Origin of the sequence: Streptomyces sp. NPDC094143 (genome assembly GCF_040303825.1) — a bacterium.
Taxonomy (GTDB): Bacteria; Actinomycetota; Actinomycetes; order Streptomycetales; family Streptomycetaceae; genus Streptomyces.
This window is the reverse complement of record NZ_JBEOTZ010000118.1, coordinates 1-1,914: the sequence shown is the minus strand read 5'-3', so window position 1 is coordinate 1,914 and position 1,914 is coordinate 1. Positions and strand designations below refer to the sequence as shown.

Here is a 1,914-nt window from a genome sequence, read left to right as displayed (position 1 = left end):
CATCAACACCAACCCCCAACTTCCATGGTCATTCCTCGCCCACACCGGCCTGACCATCCACCCAACACACCCACCGAACTTACGAAAAGATCAGTCAGGGCCGTTGCCGACCGGTTCACGCTATGCCTCGAACAAACGACAAGTGGGTCAGACACATCCCCACCCAAATCAACTTCATCGAGTCCGCCCTCGACCTCATCCGACGGGGCCGCCCGAGCGCCGGCCGGGCGGCCCCGACCTCTGCCGATCAAGCCGTCATGCGTCACCGCCGCTACCCCCTCGGACACCAACGATGCCAAGTGGGCCTGATCGAGCCGTTACTGCCGCCGGCCTACGAGACCTTCCGCAGTGGCCGGCCGGAGAAGCATCCCGCCGCGAGATCGTGGACGCGAGCCGCTATATCGTGGACACCGGCTGCCTGCGAATCTCCCGCCAAGGCCGACCGTTTGGGGTTCATGGCCCGCTCGGAGGCGGCCGATGTGGATCAGGCTCGGGACACTCTGTCCGCGCGGATCCGCCCAGAGATGGGCAAAGAGCCGCGTGCTCGCCGCTGATCTGGGCCTGGCCGTCTGAAGCCTGCCGTCAGGCCCCGCCGCGCGCCACCAGAGCGTTCTCCGCCTCGCCGACGGTGTCATACACCCGCAGGAAGGTGCCCACGCCGGTCCTAGCCAGCATCCGCTGCACCTTCGCCGGCACGCACGCCAGCACCAGCACAGAACCAGCCTGATCCGCCAGGCGCCAGGCCCACAGCAACTCATTCAGCCCGGCTGAATCACAGAACGACACCGCGGACAGGTCCAGCACCACCCGCCGCCGCGCTGCGGTGATCTCCACCGCAAGACGCTCACGGAAGAACGGAGCTGTCTGCCAGACCATCTCCCCGCCGATGCGCACAGTCAGCGACATTCCCGATGCGTGTACATGAACCGAGGGCCCTGTGGTCATCACGCACTCCCAAAACCGCCTCACAGGAGACGCAACCTTGTGCCAATGAGCCTACCGGCTCGCCCTACACGATGCCTCACGTTGCCCACACAGCCGGAACATTCGCAGAGGAATTCCATTTCAGGTAATTTCCTGCCGGAGTGCCGGAGTGCCGGAGTGCCGGAGTGCCGGTGTCCGAGGGCGGAGGATCTCATGGAGCAGCAGCCCCGCAGGTGGGGCTTCCTCACCAACCACGCGCGGGTACTGCTGGAGTTCCTCACCGAGCACTGAAGCCGCAGCAGCCTCGGGCACATGGTGACGAACATGGTCGGCACCGACACCCCGCACAGAGCTGAGTTTGACTGGATGAGCGGCTCGGCTGGGTCCACTCCCCACAGTCGATCAAGGTCCGCTTTGGCGCCGGCCGACCCCAAGCCGTCGGCGTCGCTCTACACCGGAGCCGTGTCAGAGGGGGTTGCATCCGGCGATGTCTCCGCCGGGGTCGTCCAGCAGGGCGATGCGGACGCTGATGCGTTTGCCGACCGGCTCGCGCTGGACCTCGAAGCCCTGCGCGACGGCCATGACGATCTCCAGACCGTGCTGCCCGACCCGGCCCGTGTCGGCGGCCCGGGCCACCGGCAGGACCGGGTCGCTGTCCCACACGACCACCTCCACGGCGTCGCCCGAGACGCGCAGCTCCATCAGCACGGGCCCGGGCGCGTACTTGCAGGCGTTGGTGACCAGCTCGCTGACTACCAACCGGGTCAGGTCCATGGCGCGTGCGGAGACCGGAATGCCGTGCTCGGCCTGGACCCGGGCGAGGAAGCCGGCCGCCCGGTGGCGGGCCTCGGCGATGACGTACCCGTCACCGTCGAGGGCGACCGTGTCCTGGATGAGAGGGGCGTCCGGCAGCAGGCCTTCGCCCTCGGGGACTGCTTCAGCCGGGTCCACTCGTATACCCCCGTTCATACGCATGCGCATACCCCGCGC

At 67.2% G+C, this 1,914-nt stretch carries 2 protein-coding genes and 1 pseudogene; 1 reads left to right on the top strand and 2 read right to left on the bottom strand.

The window, feature by feature from the left end; genetic code table 11:
- Window positions 1-257: 257 nt before the first annotated feature.
- Window positions 258-545: pseudogene (locus ABTZ58_RS40045) on the top strand (transposase); the annotation flags it as partial.
- A gap of 37 nt (window positions 546-582) precedes the next feature.
- On the opposite strand, the gene ABTZ58_RS40040 reads toward ABTZ58_RS40045, so the two are convergent.
- Window positions 583-945: an STAS domain-containing protein gene (locus ABTZ58_RS40040; RefSeq protein ID WP_351368440.1), complete on the bottom strand. Its 363-nt coding sequence runs from the start codon at window positions 943-945 to the stop codon at window positions 583-585.
- Window positions 946-1,389: 444 nt separating this feature from the next.
- The gene (locus ABTZ58_RS40035; RefSeq protein WP_351368443.1) at window positions 1,390-1,893 is read right to left on the bottom strand and encodes an ATP-binding protein; all 504 of its coding nucleotides are present in this window, start codon (window positions 1,891-1,893) and stop codon (window positions 1,390-1,392) included.
- Between the last annotated feature and the right edge of the window lie 21 nt (window positions 1,894-1,914).